Consider the following 20,243-nt stretch of genomic DNA (forward strand, 5'->3'; position numbering starts at 1 on the left):
GAAGGCATTTATTGCATATTTCTAATGTTCAGCTCGTCATCTGCCGGTAGTTCGGGGAGACGGTGGTCCGCAACCTTTCGCCATAAGCGCTCCGCCATCTGCCGCACTCGTCTCCGGCTCGATGGCCACGTCCAGTTTCGCGCCCGGACTTTGCGTTGACCGGCAAAAGCCCTAGTAGGGAGCAACGATCCATTCGGCCGGCATTCGCCGCCGACCCCAGAGCTCGAGCGCCATGCGGTCTTTGTTTCTTCTTATCCTGCTTGCCGGCACCGGCCTCGGCATCGTCTACCCCTGGGCGGCGACGAATTTCTCCGGCCGCGAGATCGGCCTGTATCGCGTCTACGACCGGGGTGGCGCCTTTCGACCCGTCGACGTCGCCCTGGCCAGCGCCGACGCCCCGGTGCGCGTGCTGGTCGATCTGACGACGCACGCGCCGCCGGTGGTCAAGCCGGCGCGTGCGATTCTGACGATCACGGCCTCGACGCGTGGCCAGACCGTTCTGGCGGAGGCGCTGAATTTCTATGACACCACGCCGCGCGAGCGCAGCCCGCAGCTGCCGGACCCGATTTTTCGCGACGATGCCGGTCTGATTCGTGAAGTCCAGCCCGGAACCTATCGCTTCAGCATCGACAAGGGTGATGCCGACAACGTCCAGATCAAGAGCGTCGATCTCATCTTGCGCGCCGGTGGCATCGAGGCCGACGGACGTGCCCAGCCGATCGGTCTTTCACTGATGGCCATCGGCTTCATCGGTTTGGTGTTGTCGTTGAGGAGCGGCCGCAACCGACCGCAGAACCCGAACTCGCAACCGCCCGCGCGAAGGTGGGGCAGGGGTGCGGACCAGTCATGAACTATCGCCACGCCTACCATGCCGGGAATTTCGCCGACGTCGTCAAGCATGCCGTGCTGGCGCGGCTGATCGACTATCTCAAGCGCAAGGACAAGGCCTTTCGCGTCGTCGACACGCATGCCGGCATTGGTCTTTACGATCTGTCGTCGGAAGAGGCGCAGAAGACCGGGGAGTGGCACGACGGCATTGGCCGGCTTGTTGACGCCAGCCCGCCTGCCGAGGCGCAGGAATTGCTCGCGCCCTACCTCGAAGCCGTGCGCGCTGTGAACCCGCAAGGCGGGATCGGATACTATCCCGGGTCGCCGCTCATCGCCCGGCACTTGCTGCGCAAGCAGGACAGGCTGTCCGCAATCGAATTGCACCCCGACGACGCCAGGGCGCTGGCCAGTCAGTTCGAAGGCGATTTCCAGGCCAGGGTGACGCAGCTTGACGGCTGGCTGGCGCTCGGCGCGCATCTGCCGCCCAAGGAAAAGCGCGGGCTTGTGCTGGTCGATCCACCTTTCGAGGTCGGCGGCGAATTCGATCGTCTGGTCGATGGCCTGGCAAGGGCGCACAAGCGCTGGCCGGGCGGGATCTTTGCGCTGTGGTATCCGGTCAAGGATCGCAAGGCAGTCGGCGCGTTCCGCGAAGCGCTGGCTGGCGCTGGCATTCCCAAGATCATGGATATCGAGTTCTACATCCGTCCGCCGTCGTCGGAACCGCGCCTCGACGGAACCGGCATGGTGGTGGTCAATCCACCCTATTCGCTGGAAAGCGAGCTCAAGATACTGCTGCCGGCACTGAACAAAGTCCTTGCTGAGACCGCGGGCGCGCGCTGGTCGGTCGAGTGGCTGGCGGACGAGTAGCAGGCTTCTTGACCGCAGCCCGGCGAAACCGCAAACTGGGTTGTGCCAGCTTTGGAGAGGGAACCATGAGTCGCGTCGCCAGTACCCTATTCGCCGCCCTGATCGGACTTGGAGCGGCCGGGCTCGGAACTGCCTCCACGCAGGCTGCTGACCTCGCCGTGTACTCCGACAATTCCGGCTACTCCGGCATGTGCAGCAATGCCTCGGTGCTCAACCGCATCACCAGCCGTTTCGCCTATCAGGTCCGCCACGTGCCGAACTTGCCGCAGGTGGCGATCAGCGATTTCCAGGGCATCCACGAAAACCGCTATCTGCCGGCGAGCGAGGACCGTCCGATCGGCCGCACCTATTGCGGCGCGACCGTCCTGCTCTCCGACGGCAGCGATCGCAGCATCTGGTATCTGGTCGAGGAGGGCATGGGCTTCGCTTCGATCGGCAACAATGTCGAATTCTGCGTTTCGGGCTTCGACCGCTGGTATGTCTATAACGGTCACTGCCGCGTCCTGCGCTGAGGCTTGCCGAACCAGGCCATGAGGTATCTTGCGGGCGTGCGTGCGGTGGCCTGGGCTATCGCCGCGATGGTCTTGCTTGCGGCCTGTTCACAGGAACAGCCCGGCGACAGTGCTGACAAGACGCGGCATGCGGGCGTGCCTGTGGGGCAGGGCTTCGATTTCTACGTGTTGGCGCTTTCCTGGTCGCCTAGTTATTGCGAGGCGGAAGGCGAGCGGGCAAACGGCCAGCAATGCAAGGCAGGGCGGCCCTATGCGTTCGTGGTGCATGGGCTGTGGCCGCAATTCGAACGCGGCTATCCCGAGAATTGTCCGACCGGAAACAGCGATGTTTCGTCCGATACGCTCCGCGGCCTCTACGACCTGATGCCCTCGGCCGGGCTGATCCGCTATCAATGGCGAAAGCACGGGGCCTGTTCCGGCCTGAACCAGCAGGACTATTTCGAGGTTCTGCGCGCGGCCCGGCAAAAGATCGAAGTCCCGGCCGAATTCCGACGGCTGGAGGCTTACAAGACTTTGGCACCGGCGCAGGCCGAGCGGGCGTTCCTGCAATCCAATCCGACAATGACGGCCGATTCGGTCGCGGTGACATGCGACCGGCGCTATCTCCGCGAGATACGCATCTGCATGACCAAGGGGCTCGAATTTCGCGCCTGTCCCGAGGTGGACCGTCGTGCCTGCCGGCTCGACAAGGTCGTGATGCCGCCTGTGCGTGACCGCTGATTTCGTCGATCTGCGCGTTGCCCGACAGGACCTCGCTGAATAAGGTCCACCCCGAAAAGGGGATCTCGCAATGCCAAAGCTGTTTTTCTCTCCCGCTTCGCCCTACAGCGCCAAGGTGCGCATGGCGGCGGCCTATGCCGGGATACCGGTGGAGTCTGTTACCGTCGACACCGGACCGCAGCCGGCGATGCTGACCGACGCCAATCCGCTCGGCAAGATCCCGGTCTGGATCGCTGACGACGGCGACAGCATTTATGACAGCCGCGTCATCACCCAGTATCTGAACCGGCAATCGGGCAACAAGCTGTTCCCGCGCAATGCCCAGAAGCGGCTCGACGCGGAGCGTCTCGAGGCTTTGGCCGACGGCGTTTGCGACAGCCTGTTGGCGATTGTTTATGAACGTCGCGGGCGGCCCGAAGAAATCGTCCACCAGCCGTGGATTGACAAGCAATGGTCGAAGGTCGTCAGGGCGCTCGACGTGTTGAACGCCAATCCGCCGAAGCTGCCGAAGACGATCACCGCCGGCCAGATCGCGCTCCGCGCGACGATCGGCTACCTCGACCTGCGCTTTGCCGGCAAGTGGGAGAAGGGCCGCCCGCGCCTCAAGCGCTGGGCTGCACGGTTCGATGAAAAGTTCCCGGAATTGAAGTCGGTGATCCCTCAGGGATAGGCCGGACGCGTCCGGAATTGCGATACCCCGCAACTGTCGTCGTCAGCCGTGGTTGGCGATTCGACGCCAGTGCTCCGGAATGATGTCGGGGTTGGCGGCCTTGGGGTCGATGAACCAGGTCGCGGGTGCGACGACAATCTTGTCCGGCGCCGGATTGAGCCAGGCCCCCCACCACGAAAAGGTGGAATTGGCGATGATGTGGTGTTGGCATGCGCTCATCAGGCGCATGTCTTCATAGTCGTCGTCGCGGCCGTTGTGGCCCATGACCCGTTTCTCGAAAGGCAGCGAAAGGTTGTCGCGGGCCCATGCCGGATCGTCTGAAAAGACATAGACGAGCGGTTCGGCCCGCATCTCGGAAGCGATCAGCTCCAGGGCTCGGGCGTAGTAGCTCTCCGTGCAAGCGGCAAAAAGCGTCTGATTTTCCGGCAGCAGATAATCGCCTCGCCTGACATGCAGGGAAATGGCCGGAGTTTCGGCGATCATGGCCAGATGCCTCCGGTTTTCGTCGGAGGCCGGCGTAACTATGCGAAGATCGGTGCGGATCGTGTCTGCGACATCGGCGAAATAGCGCTCCGATTGCCAGTAGCCGTGGAGCCAGACATTCGTTGTCGGTTCGAGCAGGTGCGGGTGGAAGGCGAGACCGTTCTCCTTGAGAAGGTGCGGCTTCAGTTTCAAGCGCCGCCACAGTCGGTAGCGCAGCCTTTCATGCTCGCGCAGGGGAGGCAGCCGACCCGCGGTCAGAGCTTGCTCCGTATTGAAGTGTCCAAGCCGGTAGGTGACGTTGTTCGCGAAATAGCGCTTGTCGAGCAGCAAGGTGCTTTGGCTGCGCAGCGCCATGGCTCGTCCCATGGCGAACTGGAATAGCTGGTTGCCCAAGCCACCGTAGATCTGGCTGACAATCTGTCGGGTCATTTTGCTTGCTGCATGCTCGATACTTCAGGCGCGTAGTGCCAGCGCGCGCCCAAGAAAGCAAACAGCCAAACAACAAAAAAGCCGGGCACAAGGCCCGGCTTTTCCGTGAAACTGATCGCTGGGATCAGAACTTCATACCAACGCCGAACTGGATGCGATGATCCTTGACCGACACGTCATGGCCAACGCCACCGAGGTCGTAGTTGTCGGTGCCGAGGTCGGTGTAGCGGTACTCGACGCGGCCGAAGACCGACTCGGTCAGCTTGATGTCGGCGCCAGCGCCGGCCGTCCAGCCGAGAGCGGTGTTCGAATCGCTGTTGACGCCGTCCGAAACCTTGACGCGCGAACCAGCGCCACCGGCCGTACCGTAGACGAGGATGTCAGGCGTCACGACATAGCCGAGACGGGCGCGCAGCGAGCCGTCGACACCGGTCTTGACGTTGGTGCCGGCGTTGTCGCCGTCGATGCCGCTGTAGCCGATATCGCCTTCAGCGCCGACCACGAAGTTTTCCATCTGGTAGTTGTAGCCGACGAAGGCGCCACCAAGGAAACCGCTCGTGCCGATCTCGTTGCCGGCAGTCTTGTCATGCGCTTCACCCGAGAAGCCGTAGCCGATCGTCACACCGGCGTAGGGGCCGGACCAGGTGTTGAGCGGGGGCTGCTCCATCGGCGCGACAGGTGCCGGCGGCTCTTCCATGACGACGTCAGCCGCGAATGCAGGCATTGCCGCCAGAGCGACCAGGCCGAACGCTGCCGCGAGCGGACGGGCGTGCTTTAGAATGGCAGTCATTGTTTTACTCCTTAAGCCAACGAAACACTGGCTTTCTTTCCAAATGGCGCCCTTTTTGCCCGTCCGGGGGGAGAAACGGACTGGGCGCCGAACGGTTCCGAATGTCGTGTCGAAATGCGGCTGAACCGAACCTGAAGTGGGGTCATTCCCTGGCGCAAATGAGGCTGGAACATGACGTTGCGCTAATGCAACAGAGGTGTCAGCAGCTTTGCGCGGCATTCGCTGCGAGCCGCTTGGAGCAAGGGGTTGAGCATTCTATATGTCTGGAGCCGGACTGATTTGCACAGCCGACCCGGACAGCATCTTCTGTCGGCGGTCACATTGCTGCCCCATGATTGAACGGCTTTTTACCGAAGTTACCGGAAGGTAACCGAACCTTGTCTGCAAGGACGTGAAAGCGAAAGGACACTGGATGGCAAGCGTGGCAGGCAATGTGCTGGTAACCGGGGGAGCCAAGCGGATCGGCCGCGCAATCGTGGAGGATCTTGCTGCTCATGGGTTCGGCGTCGCCATCCACTGCAATCGCGCGCGCGACGAGGCCGATCAACTGGCCGCGCGGATCAACGATCGTGGCGGCCGGGCAGCCGTTGTGCAAGCCGACCTCGCCGACATGGTGGCCGTCGACGGCCTGGTGGCGCAAGCCGAGGCGACGCTTGGCAAGCTTTCGATCCTGGTCAACAACGCCTCGATCTTCGAAGCGGACCTGGTGACCGATTTCGAATGGGATGCCTGGGACAGGCATTTTGCCCTGCACGTCAAGGCGCCGGCGCTTCTCGCCCGCAATTTCCAGGCGGCACTGCCGAAGGAGGGCGAGGGGCTGATCGTCAACATGGTCGACCAGCGCGTGCTGAAGCCGACGCCCTTGTATTTTTCCTATTCGCTGTCGAAGGCGGCACTCTGGGCGGCGACCAAGACGATGGCACAGGCGCTGGCGCCGCGCATCCGCGTCAACGCCATCGGTCCGGGTCCGACATTGCCGAGTTCGCGCCAGGACGATGCCGCCTTCAATGCCCAGGTCGACAGCCTGATCCTCAATCATGGTCCGGCGCTTTCGGAATTCGGCGCGACGATCCGCTACCTGTGGGACGCCCGCTCGGTCACCGGCCAAATGATTGCCCTGGATGGAGGGCAGCATCTTGCCTGGGAGACGCCGGACGTGACAGGCATGGTGGAATGAGTTCACGCGAATCCGATAGCAGGCCAGGCAGCGCCAAGGGTGCAGGCCCGGCGGAAGACATGCCCGACATCGACCTTGATGACGAGGCGGCGGACGAGGAAATTGCGCCTTCGGGCCCCGATCTGCCGTTCACCGCCATCGACTGGACCGCACATGCCGGCGATGCCGACGGCATGGTCGGCGCCGAGGTAATCCAGACCCTCGTCAAGCGCCTGCCCAATGCGCCGGGCGTCTATCGCATGATGAATGGTGCCGGCGACGTGCTCTATGTCGGCAAGGCGCGCAGCCTGAAGAAGCGCGTCACCAACTACGCGCAGGGGCGCTTCCACACCAACCGCATCGGCAAGATGGTGCGCGAGACGGCGACGATGGAATTCGTCGTCACCCGCACCGAAATCGAGGCGTTGCTGCTCGAGGCGAACCTCATCAAGCGCCTCAGGCCGCGCTTCAACGTGCTGATGCGGGACGACAAGTCGTTCCCCTACATCATGCTGACCAGTGACCACACGGCACCGGGTATCTACAAGCATCGCGGCGCGCGCTCGCGCAAGGGCGGCGACTATTTCGGCCCCTTCGCGTCGGCTCAGGCGGTCGGCCGCACCATCAATTCGTTGCAGCGTGCCTTCCTGCTGCGCAGTTGCACCGACAGCTTCTTCGACAACCGCACGCGCCCGTGCCTGCTGTTCCAGATCAAGCGCTGCGCCGGGCCCTGCACCGGCGAGATCTCGCGCGAGGGCTATGCCGAATTGGTGAGCGAGGCCAAGGATTTCCTTTCTGGCCGTAGCCAGAAGGTGAAGACCGAGATTTCGGCCCAGATGCAGCAGGCCGCCGAGGAGCTCGATTTCGAACGCGCCGCGGTCTACCGCGACAGGCTGGCGGCGCTGTCGCACGTGCAGAGCCACCAGGGCATCAACCCGCAAGGGATCGAGGAGGCCGATGTCTTTGCGATCTACCAGGAGGGCGGCCAGACCTGCATCCAGGTGTTCTTCTTCCGCACCGGCCAGAACTGGGGCAACCGAGCCTACTTCCCGAAGGCCGACCCCTCCCTGGAAGCGGCCGAGGTGCTCGGCTCGTTCCTGGCGCAGTTCTACGATGACAAGCCCTCGCCACGGGCGATCCTGCTGTCGCATGCGGTCGAGGAACAGGCGCTGCTTGCCGAGGCGCTGTCCACCCGCGCGGGCCACAAGGTCGCGATTTCGGTTCCCCAGCGCGGCGAGAAGAAGGACATGGTCGACCACGCCGCGCAGAACGCCCGCGAAGCGCTTGGCCGCCGGCTTGCCGAGACATCGACGCAGGCGCGGCTTCTCGAGGGCTTTGCCCAGACATTCGGGCTGGAGAAGCCGCCTGTTCGCATCGAGATCTACGACAACTCCCACATCATGGGCACCAATGCCGTCGGCGGCATGGTGGTCGCCGGGCCCGAGGGCTTCGTCAAGAACCAGTATCGCAAGTTCAATATCCGCTCGACCGAAATCACCCCCGGCGACGACTTCGGCATGATGCGCGAGGTGATGACGCGCCGCTTCTCGCGGTTGCTTAAGGAACATGGCGGCGAACAGCCGGAAGCCGAGCAAGCACTGGACGACAATGGCGCGTTCCCGGCCTGGCCCGACGTCATCCTGATAGACGGTGGTCAGGGGCAGATGACGGCCGTACGTGCCATGCTTGCCGAATTGGGTGTCGAGGACCGCGTCGTCGCCATCGGCGTCGCCAAGGGGCAGGACCGCGAGGCCGGGCGCGAGCGCTTCTTCGTCAGGGGCAAGGATTCGTTTTCCCTGCCGGTGCGCGACCCGGTGCTCTACTTCGTGCAGCGCATGCGCGACGAGGCGCACCGCTTCGCCATCGGCTCGCACAGGGCGCGCCGCAAGAAGGAAATGGTCAAGAATCCGCTCGATGAAATCGGCGGCATTGGCCCGGCGCGCAAGCGAGCGCTGCTTCACGCCTTTGGCACGGCCAAGGCGGTCAGCCGGGCGGCAGTAGAAGACCTGATGGCGGTAGAAGGCATATCGGAGTCGATCGCGCGCCTTGTTTACAACCATTTTCACGATAATGGGTGATCACAGGGATTGGCGTTCTAGCGCCGCCTGGACTATCGATAGGCAGTTGACCCCTTACGCCCGCTTCTGATTTCACTACGGCAGACGGAAAGAGCATTAGAGACCATGGCCAAGCGCGCATTCAACCTGCCCAACATGCTGACCTACGCGCGTATCGTGGCCGTGCCGCTGGTGGTCATCTGCTTCTTTCTCGAAGGCAGCCTGAAGTCGAGCGATTTCGCCCGCTGGAGCGCTCTGGCAATCTTCATTGCCGCGAGCGTCACCGACTATCTCGACGGCTATCTGGCGCGCGCCTGGAAGCAGACCTCGAACATCGGCAAGATGCTCGACCCGATCGCCGACAAGCTTCTGGTAGCCACCTGCCTGTTGCTGCTGGCCGCAGATACCGATCACCGCGGCGGCATCGCAGGCTGGTCGCTGTGGGCGGCGATCATCATTCTCTGCCGCGAAATCCTGGTTTCGGGCCTGCGCGAATATCTCGCTGCGCTGAAGGTAAGCGTTCCGGTGACGCAGCTCGCCAAGTGGAAGACCGCGATCCAGATGGTCGCGATCGCCTTCCTGCTGGCAGGCCCGGCAGGCGACAAGATCTTCCCGCTGACGACCCAGATCGGCCTCGTGCTGCTGTGGATCGCAGCGATTGTGACGCTCTACACCGGCTATGATTATTTCCGCGCCGGCCTCAAGCACATCATGGACGAGTGAGCGGCATGACCAAGCTCATCTACTTCGCCTGGGTTCGCGAGCGCATCGGCAAGGCGGAAGAAGACGTCGACCTGCCTGCCGAGGTGAAGACGGTGTCCGATCTCCTGCTTTGGCTCAAGTCGCGCGGCGAGGAATTCGAAAGCGCCCTGCAACATCCCGAAGTGATCCGCGTCGCCATCAACCAGGAACATGTCGAGCATCGCGAGACAGTGGCTGGCGCCCGCGAGATTGCCCTGTTCCCGCCGATGACGGGCGGTTGATGCCATGATCGCCGCGGCGGCACCCATGGTACGCATCCAGGCGGCGGATTTCGACGTCGCCGCTGAAATTGCCCTGATGACGCAAGGCAGGACGGATGTCGGGGCGGTCGTCACCTTTACCGGCCTGTGCCGCGACGAGAATGGCAGCCTGTCGGCGCTCGAGCTCGAGCACTATCCCGGCATGGCCGAGGCGGAGATTGCCCGCATCGCGCAAGAGGCCAGCGAGCGCTGGCCGCTCTCTGGCATCACCGCTATCCATCGCTTCGGTAAGATCAGGCCAGGTGAAAACATCGTTTTGGTGGTCGCAGCCTCGAAGCACAGGCAAGCTGCCTTCGAAGCCGCAAATTTCCTGATGGACTATCTCAAGTCGCGCGCACCCTTCTGGAAGAAGGAGCACCTTGTCGACGGCAGCGAAGGCAGCTGGGTCGACGCCAAGGAAAGTGACGACGCCGCCGCTGCCCGCTGGGCGAAGTCCTGACCATGGCGGTCGCGATCTGCTCAGGCGGCCACGGAACCACCTTATTCGTTTGTACCTTCGGTGTCCGATGCGCGGCGCGGTGCCGTATGTGGTTTTGGCAACGACAAATGGGGAGGCTGCTTTGATCGGCAAGCTTGCGGAATTTCTGGTGTTCGGCTTGGCGCCGCTGGTGGTCGGAATGCTCGCCATTCCTGCGATTGCGACGGCGGACGAGACGGCGGTGACGGGCGAGGTGTTTTACCGCGAGCGCATTGCCTTGCCGCCAAACGCGGTGCTTTCGGTGCAGCTTGCCGACGTTTCGCTGGCCGATGCGCCCGCCAAGGTGCTTGGCGAGCAGACCATCGACCCCGCCGGCCAGGTGCCGATCAAATTCTCGATTCCGTTCGATCCCGCGGCGGTCAAGCCGAACATGAGCTATGCCCTGCAGGCACGCATCAGCGTCGACGACAAGCTCTGGTTCATCAATGACACGCGCCATGCGCTCGATCCGCTGACTGCCGGGCCGCAGACCATCCTGGTCAAGATGGTGCGCCAGCAGGGCGGCGCCGAAGAGGTTTCGCTGTTTGACCGCGACTGGGTTGCCGAAGACATCAATGGGGCGGCTGTAAACGAAAAGGCCAAGCCGACCCTGCGCGTTGCGGTAGATGGCAAGGTCTCGGGCCGTGGCGGCTGCAACGGTTTCTTCGGCAGCGCCAAGGTCGATGGCAGCAAGGTCGAGTTCGGCCAGATGGGCTCGACACAGATGGCTTGCGAGCAGCAAGTCATGGACCAGGAACACAAGTTCCATCAGGCGCTGGACGGCGCCGCAAGCTTCCGCATCGAGCAGGGCAAGTTGGTGCTGACCGACAAGGATGGCAAGGACATCCTCCGCTTCGCAGCCGCCGGCTGATTGAATCAGTTTTGCCGGAAATTGGATCAAGTCCTTGGAAAGCTTGATTCGCCGACCTGACTGCAGCGCGATAGCCAAACAAAAAGCCGGGGTTTGAGCCCCGGCTTTTCGATTCTTGATCGGTGGCTTGAGAGCCGCGGCTAGATCAGCCGACGACTTCGGTGCCCGAGAACCAGTAGGCGATCTCTTCTGCGGCGGTCTCCGGAGCGTCCGAGCCGTGAACCGAGTTTTCGCCGATCGACAGGGCGTGAACCTTGCGGATGGTGCCTTCGGCGGCGTTTGCCGGGTTGGTGGCGCCCATCACTTCGCGGTTCTTGGCGATAGCGCCTTCGCCTTCGAGGACCTGGACGACCGTCGGGCCCGACGACATGGAGTCAACCAGTTCGCCGAAGAAGGGGCGTTCCTTGTGGACAGCGTAGAAACCTTCTGCTTCGCGGCGGCTCATCCACACGCGGCGGGAGGCCACGACGCGCAGGCCGGCATCCTCGAGCATCTTGGTGATGGCGCCGGTCAGGTTGCGCTTGGTTGCGTCCGGCTTGATCATCGAGAATGTGCGTTCGATCGCCATGATAATTCCTTGTGAGATAGGGGAAATGCGGTGTGGCGGGCTCTATACAGGCCGCCCGCAGCATTGCCAAGGGGCTGACTGCGGCGCTCGGCGTCCGCGCAATGCTGCCGGAAGGGCAGATTGGTCATTGGCGATGGTTTCCGCTGCACGTAGGAATGGCGGAAAGCTTCGAAGCACAAGGGTAACAGATGAAACAGCATTTCATGATGATGGCGGCCTATAATCAATGGGCCAACGACAGGATATACGCCGCCGCCGGAGACCTGAGCGAGGAAGAATTCGGTCGGGACACCGGGGCGTTCTTCAAATCGATGCGCGGAACGCTCAACCATTTGCTGGCTGCCGACCGCATCTGGCTCAAGCGCTTCACCGGGCAGGGGGAAGCACCGGCGAACCTCGACGCCGTCATACATGCTGACCTCGCCAGGCTGAAGGCGACGCGGCAAGCTGAAGACCGCCGCATCGTCGAATGGATCGACGGACTGAGCGACAAGGCATTCGCCGGCCGCTTCACCTACATGACCGTCACCGACATGCGTACCATTTCGCAACGGCTGGCGCCGGCGCTGGTTCATTTCTTCAACCACCAGACGCATCATCGAGGGCAGGCCCATATGATCCTGACAGTTCTCGGGCGCCCGTCCGTAGGGCTCGATCTGATTTATTTTCAAAGAACCGAGGATGGCAGGGCATTCGCCTGATAAAGTCGAATTCGATTAAAATGATATATTTTAGAAAAATATGATTGAAAGGATTCGTGTGTTTGCTGGTTCAAGTAGCGTAAAGTGACCATGTGTAAAAAGAGCTCTGATCATAGAATATGAGCTGAAACTTATTTCGCATGGAATACGTTACTAGGTGCGCAGCCGGTTTCAGGTAACTGGTTGTTGAGTTTGGCAACCACAGGGAGACATCCATGACTGGTTTTTCGAAGTCATTAGCAGCGACGCTGGCCGGTGGAATCGTATTTGGGGCACTTATGGCACCGGCCAGCGCCTTGGAGATCGGTGACCGCAGCAAAGGTCTCGGTGTTTCGATCGATTCCAAAGGCATCGGCGCGACAGTGGGCGGTTCGGGCGGCGTCAATGCTGATGTTGGGCTTGGCTCCGGTGGCAGCAAAGGTCTCGCGAGTGCCAATGTCAGTGCCAGCGTCGGCGGTTCGAAGGGGATAAACGCCAATGTCGATGCCGGCGTCGCAGGCAGCAAAGGCCTCGTGGACGCCAACGCCAAGGCTTCAGTCGGCGGCAACAAAGGGCTCACCACCAATGTCAGCGCCAACGTTGGCGGCAGCAAGGGGCTGGCTGACGTCAAGGCCAATGTCGGTCTTGGTGGCAACACGCTCGCCGATATCGGCATCAATATTGGTGGGCCTGGCACTGGTGGACCCGGCGGACCTGGAGGCCCTGGCGGGCCTGGCGGTCCTGGTGGCCCCGGCGGACCTGGCATCAATCCAGGCGTCATCGGCGGCATGTCGTCCGCTCAGGTGGCTGCCTATGTGAAGCGCTGCAAGATGGTTCTTTCGAACCCGATGGCCTTCGAGAGCGATCTCCGCGAACTGTGCAAGCTGCTGCGCATGGCCAGCCGCTGAGCTCCGCAGTGACATGAGATTGTTGGACGGCCCGCTTCGGCGGGCCGTTTTGCGTTTCTGGCTCGCGTCTCCAGTCCACGGGCCAGATGTCATGAGTGTGTCTGGATCATTGGAACTCACCGCCGCGGCCGCTTGTCTTTGGTGAGCGCTTGCGACACATGCTGGCGCTTCGGCTGCCGCCGGCGGTGGCTACGCAGGAGAACGTTCAGTGCGCGCATTGGGTGCGAAGACCGGGCAGGCCATCGTGCTGCTGCTCATTGCCGGTTCGGGCATGGTGGCGATCGCCCGCGGCATGAGCCTGACCTTTCTGGCGATCCGCCTGCAGGGTGATTTCGGCCTGAGCCCTGCGCTGATCGGCGTGCTGATCGGCATCGGGCCGTTGCTTGGCGCGGCTGTCAGCCCGTTTGCCGGAACCATCTCCGACCGCATCGGCCGCAGGGTTGTATTGACTGCTGCATTGCTGTTTGCCGGTCTGGGGCTGGTCGGGCTCGGCCTGGCTCAGTCGGTGATGGCTTTTGCACTTGCTCATGTCGTGTCGTCTGTCGCAGCAGCGGTCTATGAGCCGGTGTCGCGCGCGCTGATGAGCGACGCCGCGCCCGAAAACCTCAGGCTGAAGATGTTTTCCTGGCGCTATCTGGTCATCAACGCCGGTTGGGCCGTCGGCCCGATGATCGGGCTGGCCATCGGCGCCAATTCGCCACTTCCGTTTGTCATTGCGGGCGCGGTCCACTTCGTCTTCGCCGCATCGATTTTCATCGTCGTGCCCGCCGTTCTGGCCAGCAGTTCGCAGGCGAAGGCCGCGTCCTCGCCGGGCCTTCGCCGGCTGAGTGCAGCGCTGCGCGATCGCCGGCTGCTCTTTTATGTCGGTGGCGGAATACTGCTGCTGGCAGTCTATGGCCAGTGGTCTGTGACATTGTCGCAGTACCTGACCACAAATCTCGCCGACGGCATGAAGGTATTTGCCCTGCTGGTGACAACCAACGCGACAGTTGTCGTGCTTGCCACTGCGCCCGCCCGCATGCTGATCGAACGGGTCGGGCCGCTGAAGGCGATGGTCCTGGGGTGCGTGCTGTTCCTCGCCGGTGAACTCGGCTTTGCCATCTCGATGGATGCGACCATGCTGATCGGCTTCATGGTGGTGTTCACCATCGGCGAGGTGCTGGTCGTGCCGGCAGAATATGTTCTGGTCGACCGGATTTCCAACGACGGCAACCGCGGCGCCTATTTCGGCGCCCATTCACTGAGTGCCGTCGGCAATTTCTTTGGGCCTCTGCTCGGCGGATTGGCGCTCGGGGCGTTTGGCGGGCAGGGTATGTTCATGCTCTTTGCAATACTGGCCGCCGGCAGCGCTGTCCTGTTTGCCATCGGTCACGCGTCGCCGCCGCCGGCTTCGGTTGACGGTGAAGCGGTGGGCGTCGGCGGCGAGATTGCCGGGGAAGCCCTGCACCGTAGCCACAGGCCGGTTTTCGCCTGAAAGGTTTTCGCCTGAAAGAGGTGGGGCATTTGCCTTTCGATCACGCGTTGTGGCTGATTGGGGCTGCGCGCCCTTGCCAATGCCGCAACTCTCCTCCAAAACCGCCACGCCATGCTTATCATCAATGACCTCTCCCTCCGCATTGCCGGCCGCCTTTTGCTCGACCACGCGTCGTTGACCCTGCCTGCCGGCACCAAGGCTGGCCTCGTCGGCCGCAACGGCACGGGCAAGACCACGCTGTTCAAGGCGATCACCGGCGATTTCAGTTCGGAAACCGGCAGCATCAGCCTGCCCAGGAACACGCGCATCGGCCAGGTCGCGCAGGAAGCGCCCGGCACCGAGGAGCCGCTGATCGACATCGTGCTCAAGGCCGATGTCGAGCGCACCGCACTTCTCGCCGAGGAGCAGACGGCCACCGACCCGCACCGCATCGCCGAGATCCACATCCGCCTTGCCGACATCGACGCCCATTCGGCCGAGTCGCGCGCAGCGACGATCCTTGCCGGCCTCGGCTTCGACGACGAGGCGCAGCGGCGTCCGGCTTCGTCCTTCTCGGGCGGCTGGCGCATGCGCGTGGCGCTTGCGGCTGTGCTGTTTTCGGAACCCGATCTTCTGCTGCTCGACGAGCCGACCAACTATCTCGATCTCGAAGGCACATTGTGGCTCGAGAACTACGTGTCGAAATACCCGCACACGGTTCTCCTGATCAGCCACGACCGCGACCTGCTCAACCGCGCGGTCAACTCGATCGTCCATCTCGACCAGAAGAAGATGACCTTCTGGCGCGGCGGCTATGACCAGTTCGAGCGCCAGATCGCCGAGCAGCGCGAGTTGCAGGAAAAGGGCCGCGTCAAGCAGGAGGCGGCGCGCAAGCACCTGCAGTCCTTCGTCGACCGCTTCCGCGCCAAGGCCTCCAAGGCGCGCCAGGCCCAGTCGCGCATCAAGGCGCTCGAAAAGATGAAGCCGATCGCGGCACTGATCGAGGACAACGTGCGCCCGTTCAGTTTCCCCGAGCCGGTGAAGACCGTTGCCTCGCCGATCGTCGCGCTCGATCGCGTCAATGTCGGCTATCAGGCCGACAAGCCGATCCTCAAGAAGATGACGCTGCGCATCGATGCCGACGACCGCATCGCGCTGCTCGGCGCCAATGGCAACGGCAAGTCGACCTTCGCCAAGCTGCTTGCCGGCCGGCTGAAGGCCGAGACCGGCTCGGTGACGATTGCGCCGGGGCTCAAGGTGGCGATCTTCGCCCAGCATCAGCTTGACGATCTCAGGCCCGAGGAAAACGCTTACGAGCATGTGCGCCGGCTGATGCCGGAGGCGCCGGAATCGAAGGTGCGTGCCCGCGTCGCCCAGTTCGGCCTGCCAACCGAGAAGATGAACACCGCCGCCAAGGATCTTTCCGGTGGCGAGAAGGCGCGGCTTTTGATGGGCCTGTCGGCCTTTGACGGGCCGAACCTGTTCATCCTCGACGAACCGACCAACCACCTCGACATCGACAGCCGCGAGGCGCTGATCATGGCGCTCAACGACTTCCCGGGCGCGGTGATCCTGATCTCCCACGACCGCCATCTGCTCGAGGCGACGGCGGACCGGCTGTGGCTGGTCAAGGACGGCTCGGTCAACCCGTATGACGGCGACCTTGAGGACTACAAGACGCTGGTGACGGGCGTGTCGGGCGACCGGCGCAAGGAGCGCGAGGCCGACAAGGCGTCGAAGGCCGACAAGCGCCGCGAGGCCGCGGCGCGGCGCGCGGCGATGGAGCCGCTGGCCAAGGAGATCCGAGCCACCGAAGCGCTGATGGACCGCATCCGCAAGCGTATCGACGGCATCGAGGACCAGCTGGCCGATCCCCGGCTGTACGAGAAGGACCCGACCACGGCGACGCAGCTAGCCAAGGAACGCTCGCAACTCGCCGCTCAGCTCAGCGGCCATGAGGAAAAGTGGCTGACCATGTCGGCCGAATACGAAGAAGGCATCGCCGAGTAGGGTATTTCACCCTCCCCCTTGTGGGGAGGGTCGGACCAAAGGTCCGGGGTAGGGGTATTCGACCGGTGATTGAGATCATCCCCACCTCGCCTTGCTTCACAAGGCTCGCTCGCCGACCCTCCCCACAAGGGGGAGGGTAAGTCAACGGTCCGCGCTGGCCCTACACCTTGCAACCGAAAGCTTGTAGTTTGGCGCCATGAACCAGCATGCCAAGATCAGGATCGGCCACTCGGCCTGCCCGCACGATTGCCCGTCGACATGCGCACTCGACGTCGAGCTGCTCGACGACAAGCGCATCGGCCGCGTCCATGGCGCCAAGACCAACAGCTACACGGCCGGTGTCATCTGCGCCAAGGTCGCCCGCTACGCCGACCGCGTTCACCATCCCGACCGCTTGCTGAAGCCGCTGGTCCGCGCCGGCGCGAAAGGCGAAGGCGTCTGGAAAGAGGCGAGCTGGGAAGCGGCCCTCGACCTCGTCGCGGAGAAATTCATCGCGGCGGAGGAAAAATACGGCTCGGAGACCGTCTGGCCCTATTTCTACGCCGGCACGATGGGGCTGGTGCAGCGCGACGGCATCGAGCGGCTGCGTCACGCCAAGAAGTATTCCGGCTTCTTCGGCTCGATCTGCACCAATCTGGCCTGGACCGGCTATGTCATGGGCACCGGCGTGCTGCGCGGTTCCGACCCGCGCGAGATGGCCAAGTCCGACTGTGTCGTCATATGGGGCACCAATGCGGTGGTCACCCAGGTCAACGTGATGACCCATGCCATCAAGGCGCGCAAGGAGCGCGGTGCCAAGATCGTCGTCGTCGACATCTACGAGACGGCGACCATGAAGCAGGCCGACATGGCGCTGGTGCTGAAGCCCGGCACCGACGGCGCGCTGGCTTGCGCTGTCATGCACGTGCTGTTCAAGCGAGGTTTCGCCGACCGCGCCTATCTCGAACGATTCACCGACGATCCGAAAGGCCTCGAAGCACATTTGGGCGACAAGACGCCTGAATGGGCGGCTGCCATCACGGGACTGTCGGTCGCGGAGATCGAGGCCTTTGCCCGGCTGGTCGGCACCACCAAGAAATCCTTCTTCCGCCTCGGCTACGGCTTCTCGCGCCAGCGCAACGGCTCGGTCAACATGCATGCGGCGCTGTCGATCCCGGCGGTGACGGGGGCGTGGCAGTATGAGGGCGGCGGCGCCTTCCACTCCAATTCAGGCATCTTCAAGCTCAACGGCGAGTTGCTCGAGGGAACGAAGTTTCGTGATCCCAGCATCCGCTATCTCGACCATTCGCGCATCGGGCCTGTGCTGACCAATGCGCAGGACGCGCTTTATGGCGGCCCGCCCGTCACCGCGATGCTGATCCAGAACACCAACCCGGCAAATGTCGCGCCCGAGCAGCGGCTGGTGGTCAAGGGCTTCCTGCGCGATGATCTGTTTAGCTGCGTGCACGAGCAGTTCATGACCGACACCGCCAAGCTCGCCGACGTCGTGCTGCCGGCGACCATGTTCCTCGAGCATGACGATATCTACAAGGGTGGCGGCAACCAGCACATCACGCTGGGGCCGAAGCTGATCGACCCACCGGAGGGGCCGCGCACCAACCACTATGTCATCGAGGAATTGGCCAAGCGGCTGGGAGTCTCTGGTATGCCGGGCTTCGGCCTGACCGAACGCCAGCATATCGACGTCATCCTCGAGAAGAAGGGGCTCGGCAATTTCGATTCCTTCAAGGAGCAGCGCTGGGCCGACATGCAGCCGGAATTCGAGGATGCCCATTTCCTCAACGGTTTCGGCCACCCCGACGGCAAGTTCCGCTTCAAGCCGCAGTGGAACGGCGGCATCGCCCCCAACAAGCCGCCGAAGAGCATGGGCATTTTCGGCCCCGTCGCCGAACTGCCTGTTTTTCCCGACCATGTCGATCTGATCGAGGTGGCGGACGCCGAGCATCCGTTCCGCCTGGCGACTTCGCCGGCGCGCAACTTCCTCAACTCCACCTTCGCCGAAACGCCGGTGTCGCGCGAGAAGGAAGGGCGGCCCGAACTGCTGATCCATTCCGAAGATGCAACCGCGCTTGGCATCGCCACGGGCGATCGCGTCGAGATCGGCAACACCCGCGGCGAAGTCGTGCTGCATGCCAGGCTGTTCGACAAGATCAAGCGTGGTGTGGTCATTGCCGAGGGCATCTGGCCAAATTCCGACCACGAGCGCGGCGAAGGCATCAATGTGCTGACCGGGGCCGATGCACCGGCGCCCTATGGCGGCGCTGCCGTCCACGACAACAAGGTGTGGGTGCGCGCCGCGCGATAATCCAGAGCGATCCGGGAGCATGCGATGAGCGGGGATCACCAGCACGCCGACGTCAGTGATACGCCCGTGCCGCGGCTGTGGATCGCGCTCGGCCTGAGCGCCGCCTACATGCTGATCGAGGTGGCTGGCGGCATCTTCACCGGAAGCCTGGCGCTGATTTCCGACGCCGCCCACATGCTGACCGACACGATGGCGCTGGCGCTCGCTCTGCTGGCGATCAATATCGGGCGCAGACCGGCCGATCTGTTGCGCACCTACGGCTATGCCCGCTTCGAGATATTGGCGGCGGCCTTCAATGCATTGCTGCTGCTCGCGGTTGCCTTGTACATCCTCTACGAGGCCTATGTTCGCCTCTACGAACCCGAGCAGATCGCCTCGCTCGGCATGATGACCGTTGCGGCGCTGGGACTTGTGGTCAATGTCGTGTCGATGCGGGTACTTGCCGGGCACAAGGACAAGAGCCTCAACGTCAAGGGCGCCTACCTCGAGGTCTGGGCCGACATGCTCGGCTCCATCGGTGTTATCGTCGGCGCTGGCCTGATCTGGCTGACCGGCTGGCAGTGGATCGATTCCCTGGTCGCCGTCGGCATCGGCTTCATGGTCTTTCCACGCACCTGGACGCTGCTCAAGGAGTGCATCAACATTCTGCTCGAAGGCGTACCGCCCGGCATTCATCTGCCAGACGTCGAGGCCGCATTCACGGCCGTTCCTGGCGTGGAGTCCGTGCATGACCTGCATCTGTGGGCGATCACCCAGAGCAAGGCGTCGCTGAGCGCCCATGTCGTGCTCGCGCCCGGTGGCGACGCGGAGGCGGTGCGTCGCGCCATCGAGGCGCAGCTGCAGCAGAAGTTCGACCTGCATCACACCACGCTGCAGATGGAACGCGAGAACTGCGCGCCGGTGGAAACGATCCACTGAGCCTGCCGTCAGGCGAGGTCCCTGGGACGGATGAAATGGGTCAGCCGCGCCGTTCCGAACTGCAGCGCGTCCCAGGGGGATTCGATTTCGAAGCGGGCGAGCGCCGCCGTCGGAAACTTCTCCGCAATTGACAGCAAGGCCCTGCCGTCCGAACCGGGACCGGCAAGTCCTGCGGAAAGGTCTTCAAGGCCGGGATTGTGGCCGACGATCAGCAGGCACCGCACGCCTGCCTCCACAGCCCGCGCTTCCGCCAGAATGGCGCGCGCTGCGGCCGCGTAGAGGGCATGCGGGCAATCTAGTGGGGGCAGGGGCTGCGGCCAGCCAGCAGAGGCAAGCCGCCAGGTCTGGAGCGTGCGGGTAGCGGGCGAAACCAGGACCAGATCCGGCAGCCAGCCGCGGCGGGCGATTTCCGCGCCCATTCGCGATGCGCCCCTCTCGCCCCGTGGGGCAAGCAGCCGGTCGAAATCGGCGAGCGCCGGATCGGCCCAGCTCGACTTGGCGTGGCGCAGGAGCAGCAGATGCCTTGCCCTTGCCATGGC

Annotated in this window: 21 protein-coding genes; 17 read left to right on the forward strand and 4 right to left on the reverse strand. The window is 63.2% G+C overall.

The window, feature by feature from the left end:
- The first annotated feature begins 232 nt into the window (after window positions 1-232).
- The 5 genes from PCJ21_RS11770 to PCJ21_RS11790 all read left to right on the forward strand — a co-directional run bounded on the left by PCJ21_RS11770 (window position 233) and on the right by PCJ21_RS11790 (window position 3,597).
- Window positions 233-850: a hypothetical protein gene (locus tag PCJ21_RS11770; RefSeq protein WP_269931597.1), complete on the forward strand. Its 618-nt coding sequence runs from the start codon at window positions 233-235 to the stop codon at window positions 848-850.
- Entirely contained in the window at window positions 847-1,695 is an 849-nt protein-coding gene (locus PCJ21_RS11775) for a 23S rRNA (adenine(2030)-N(6))-methyltransferase RlmJ (protein ID WP_269931598.1), read from the forward strand. Before PCJ21_RS11770 ends, PCJ21_RS11775 begins: the two co-directional genes overlap by 4 nt.
- 65 nt (window positions 1,696-1,760) lie before the next feature.
- Complete coding sequence (locus tag PCJ21_RS11780; RefSeq protein WP_269931599.1) at window positions 1,761-2,207, forward strand: hypothetical protein; 447 nt, start codon at window positions 1,761-1,763, stop codon at window positions 2,205-2,207.
- Window positions 2,208-2,210: 3 nt separating this feature from the next.
- Window positions 2,211-2,927: a ribonuclease T2 gene (locus tag PCJ21_RS11785; protein ID WP_269931600.1), complete on the forward strand. Its 717-nt coding sequence runs from the start codon at window positions 2,211-2,213 to the stop codon at window positions 2,925-2,927.
- A gap of 70 nt (window positions 2,928-2,997) precedes the next feature.
- Window positions 2,998-3,597, forward strand: a complete 600-nt coding sequence (locus PCJ21_RS11790; protein WP_269931601.1) for a glutathione S-transferase family protein — start codon at window positions 2,998-3,000, stop codon at window positions 3,595-3,597.
- Window positions 3,598-3,639: 42 nt separating this feature from the next.
- Here PCJ21_RS11790 and PCJ21_RS11795 read toward each other — a convergent pair whose 3' ends face one another.
- Window positions 3,640-4,509, reverse strand: a complete 870-nt coding sequence (locus PCJ21_RS11795; protein ID WP_269931602.1) for an alpha-1,2-fucosyltransferase — start codon at window positions 4,507-4,509, stop codon at window positions 3,640-3,642.
- Window positions 4,510-4,633: 124 nt separating this feature from the next.
- The gene (locus PCJ21_RS11800; protein WP_269931603.1) at window positions 4,634-5,299 is read right to left on the reverse strand and encodes an outer membrane protein; all 666 of its coding nucleotides are present in this window, start codon (window positions 5,297-5,299) and stop codon (window positions 4,634-4,636) included.
- A gap of 412 nt (window positions 5,300-5,711) precedes the next feature.
- Between PCJ21_RS11800 and PCJ21_RS11805 the strand changes: the two genes are divergently transcribed.
- From PCJ21_RS11805 to PCJ21_RS11830, 6 genes are all read left to right on the forward strand, one after another.
- Entirely contained in the window at window positions 5,712-6,476 is a 765-nt protein-coding gene (locus PCJ21_RS11805; RefSeq protein WP_269931604.1) for an SDR family oxidoreductase, read from the forward strand.
- Window positions 6,473-8,533, forward strand: coding sequence for an excinuclease ABC subunit UvrC (gene uvrC, locus PCJ21_RS11810; protein ID WP_269931605.1), 2,061 nt, complete (start codon window positions 6,473-6,475; stop codon window positions 8,531-8,533). Before PCJ21_RS11805 ends, uvrC begins: the two co-directional genes overlap by 4 nt.
- A 105-nt stretch (window positions 8,534-8,638) precedes the next feature.
- Entirely contained in the window at window positions 8,639-9,235 is a 597-nt protein-coding gene (gene pgsA, locus PCJ21_RS11815; RefSeq protein WP_269931606.1) for a CDP-diacylglycerol--glycerol-3-phosphate 3-phosphatidyltransferase, read from the forward strand.
- A 5-nt stretch (window positions 9,236-9,240) separates the two neighbouring features.
- Window positions 9,241-9,495, forward strand: coding sequence for a molybdopterin converting factor subunit 1 (moaD, locus tag PCJ21_RS11820; RefSeq protein WP_269931607.1), 255 nt, complete (start codon window positions 9,241-9,243; stop codon window positions 9,493-9,495).
- A gap of 4 nt (window positions 9,496-9,499) precedes the next feature.
- Entirely contained in the window at window positions 9,500-9,973 is a 474-nt protein-coding gene (locus PCJ21_RS11825; protein WP_269931608.1) for a molybdenum cofactor biosynthesis protein MoaE, read from the forward strand.
- 121 nt (window positions 9,974-10,094) lie between these two features.
- Entirely contained in the window at window positions 10,095-10,862 is a 768-nt protein-coding gene (locus PCJ21_RS11830) for a YbaY family lipoprotein (protein ID WP_269931609.1), read from the forward strand.
- 145 nt (window positions 10,863-11,007) lie between these two features.
- Here the strand turns inward: PCJ21_RS11830 and ndk are convergent, their stop codons facing one another.
- Window positions 11,008-11,430: a nucleoside-diphosphate kinase gene (gene ndk / locus PCJ21_RS11835; RefSeq protein WP_269931610.1), complete on the reverse strand. Its 423-nt coding sequence runs from the start codon at window positions 11,428-11,430 to the stop codon at window positions 11,008-11,010.
- 188 nt (window positions 11,431-11,618) lie between these two features.
- Here ndk and PCJ21_RS11840 point away from each other — a divergent pair, with 188 nt between their 5' ends.
- From PCJ21_RS11840 to PCJ21_RS11865, 6 genes are all read left to right on the forward strand, one after another.
- Window positions 11,619-12,131: a DinB family protein gene (locus PCJ21_RS11840; RefSeq protein WP_269931611.1), complete on the forward strand. Its 513-nt coding sequence runs from the start codon at window positions 11,619-11,621 to the stop codon at window positions 12,129-12,131.
- A 215-nt stretch (window positions 12,132-12,346) separates the two neighbouring features.
- Complete coding sequence (locus tag PCJ21_RS11845) at window positions 12,347-13,018, forward strand: hypothetical protein (RefSeq protein ID WP_269931612.1); 672 nt, start codon at window positions 12,347-12,349, stop codon at window positions 13,016-13,018.
- 208 nt (window positions 13,019-13,226) lie between these two features.
- On the forward strand, window positions 13,227-14,492 hold the full coding sequence (locus tag PCJ21_RS11850) for an MFS transporter (protein ID WP_269931613.1): 1,266 nt from the start codon (window positions 13,227-13,229) through the stop codon (window positions 14,490-14,492).
- Between the two features lie 111 nt (window positions 14,493-14,603).
- The gene (locus PCJ21_RS11855; protein ID WP_269931614.1) at window positions 14,604-16,481 is read left to right on the forward strand and encodes an ABC-F family ATP-binding cassette domain-containing protein; all 1,878 of its coding nucleotides are present in this window, start codon (window positions 14,604-14,606) and stop codon (window positions 16,479-16,481) included.
- Between the two features lie 196 nt (window positions 16,482-16,677).
- A complete protein-coding gene (locus PCJ21_RS11860) occupies window positions 16,678-18,786 on the forward strand; it encodes a molybdopterin-containing oxidoreductase family protein (protein WP_269931615.1) in 2,109 nt (702 codons plus the stop codon).
- Window positions 18,787-18,810: 24 nt separating this feature from the next.
- The gene (locus PCJ21_RS11865) at window positions 18,811-19,704 is read left to right on the forward strand and encodes a cation diffusion facilitator family transporter (protein ID WP_269931616.1); all 894 of its coding nucleotides are present in this window, start codon (window positions 18,811-18,813) and stop codon (window positions 19,702-19,704) included.
- An 8-nt stretch (window positions 19,705-19,712) separates the two neighbouring features.
- Here PCJ21_RS11865 and PCJ21_RS11870 read toward each other — a convergent pair whose 3' ends face one another.
- Entirely contained in the window at window positions 19,713-20,240 is a 528-nt protein-coding gene (locus PCJ21_RS11870; RefSeq protein ID WP_269931617.1) for a SixA phosphatase family protein, read from the reverse strand.
- Window positions 20,241-20,243 lie beyond the last annotated feature (3 nt).

It is taken from the genome of Aminobacter sp. HY435 (genome assembly GCF_027568395.1).
Classification (GTDB): domain Bacteria; phylum Pseudomonadota; class Alphaproteobacteria; order Rhizobiales; family Rhizobiaceae; genus Aminobacter.